The sequence below is a fragment of the Mesorhizobium sp. M4A.F.Ca.ET.050.02.1.1 genome (assembly GCF_003997725.1).
Classification (GTDB): Bacteria; Pseudomonadota; Alphaproteobacteria; order Rhizobiales; family Rhizobiaceae; genus Mesorhizobium.
Genome location: NZ_RZSG01000958.1, coordinates 1 through 2046, shown reverse-complemented (window position 1 = coordinate 2046; position 2046 = coordinate 1). Strand labels below are relative to the sequence as shown.

Genomic DNA, 2046 nt, shown 5'->3' with positions numbered 1-2046 from the left:
AAGATGAAGCACGCGACGATGGAACTCGGCGGCAAGTCGCCGCTGATCGTCTTCGACGACGCCGATCTCGAAAACGCCATCGGCGGCGCCATGCTCGGCAACTTTTACTCGACCGGCCAGATCTGCTCCAACGGCACGCGCGTGTTCGTGCAGAAGGGCATCCATGACCGCTTCGTCGACCGGCTGGTCGAGCGCACCAAGAAGATCCGCATCGGCGATCCACTGGATCCCGAAACCCAGATGGGACCGCTGGTCAACAAGGCGCAGCAGGATAAGGTCGTCTCCTACATCGCGGCCGGCAGGCAGGAGGGCGCTGCCCTCGCCTGCGGCGGCAACGTGCCGTCTTTGCAGGGTTTTCAGGGCGGCTATTTCGTCGAGCCGACGGTGTTCACCGGCGTGACCGATACGATGCGCATTGCACGCGAAGAGATCTTCGGGCCGGTGATGAGCGTATTGAAGTTCGACGGCGAGGACGAGGTCATCGAGCGCGCCAACGACACCGAATTCGGCCTCGCCGCCGGCGTCTTCACCCGCGACCTGCCGCGCGCCCACCGCGTCATCGCCGAACTGCAGGCCGGCACCTGCTGGATCAACGCCTACAATCTGACGCCGGTGGAAATCCCCTTCGGCGGCGTCAAGCAGTCGGGCATCGGGCGCGAGAACTCGCTTGCCGCGCTGGCGCTCTACTCGCAGTTGAAGGCGGTTTATGTCGAGACGGGGGACGTGGCGAGCCCATATTGAGGGGCTGGCGCGAGGCACGCCTAATCTCCCCCCTTGAGGGGGAGATGTCGCCGAAGGCGACAGAGGGGGTCGCCGCGCGTGGGGCGCTAGCCTTATCCTGTCGCAAAAGAAGGTCGCGTCCAGTCGAACCGGCCCCCTCTGGCCTGCCGGCCATCTCCCCCTCGAGGGGGGAGATTGGCGGCTTCAGCCTCCCTCCCCGGCCGTTCCATCCAGATACTGCGTCAGCGCGCAGACGAGGTGATAGAATATGCTGGCCGGCACGTCGGTCGCCAGCGAGCGGCCGCGCTCGTCGATGCGGTCGATCCACAAGCCCAGCGGCGCCGGATCGATGTGCCAGCGGAACAGCCTGCCGACACGCGCCTCGATCTCGGGCTTGAGGTCCGGCCCGCCGGTGCCATCCAGCGCGATCGCCGCCTTGACAGCTTCGGCCTGCGGCCAACTGCGCGACACCAGGTCGAGCGGCAGGCCCTGCCTGGAGACGGCGCCGTAGGAAAGGCCGGTGGCGCGATTGAGGCCGTTGGCGACAGCGGAGGCGTAGAGCTTGCGGGCGAAGGCGGTGACCTCGGTCTGGCCGCTGCGGCCGGCGAAATCGACGAGCAGCGAGGCCCATTCGAAATGATGGCCGGGCTCGGTCCAGCTGCCCTTCTCGCCGGCCACCGGTTTCCAGCCGTCGTCGAAATATTCGCCGAGCGTCCAGCTTTCAGAGTCGAAGAAGTGGCTGCGGAAGAGATCGATGATCTGCGCCGCGCGGCGCAGATAGGCGCGCTCGCCGGTCGCCTGGTGCCAGGCGAGAAAGGCTTCGAGCAGATGCATATGCGGGTTGGTGCGCCGCTCGCCCGCGCCATCGGATGTTTCGAGGAAGCCGGTCATGCGGCTGTCCTCGAGATGGGCGTCGAGGAAGGCGAAGGTCTCCTCGCCGAGCCGCAAGGCATCGGGATGGCCCGATATATGGGCGTGCGCCAGCGCCAGCAGCACGCAGGAATGGTCGTAGGCGTCCTCGACCGGATCGGCGACCGAGCCGTCGATGTTGAGCGTGCGCACCCAGCCGCCCCTTGCGGTGCGGCCCTTGCCGGCCATGAAATCGATGCCATGGGCGATCAGCCGGTCGGCCGGGCCGGTCCAGCCGCGCTCCTTGGCCACCGCGAAGGCATAGACCTGGCGGGCCTGGGTGCGCATGCGCTTCGGCTTCATCAGCGGCGAGCCGTCGAAGCCGAGCGCCTCATGGAAGCCGCCATGACGCTCGTCGACGCCCGACGTCGACCACAGCGGCAGCGTCTCGTCGAACAGCCAGTGATGCACGCGCTG

2 protein-coding genes are annotated in these 2046 nt (G+C 67.0%); one reads left to right on the top strand and one right to left on the bottom strand.

Going from position 1 to position 2046, the window contains the following annotated elements:
- Window positions 1-741, top strand: a 741-nt coding sequence (locus tag EOA33_RS33640) for an aldehyde dehydrogenase family protein (RefSeq protein ID WP_127407575.1), incomplete at its 5' end; no start/stop codon positions are given.
- A 183-nt stretch (window positions 742-924) separates the two neighbouring features.
- Here the strand turns inward: EOA33_RS33640 and EOA33_RS33635 are convergent.
- Window positions 925-2046: AGE family epimerase/isomerase (locus EOA33_RS33635; RefSeq protein ID WP_145989453.1), on the bottom strand; the 1122-nt coding region annotated here is incomplete at its 5' end.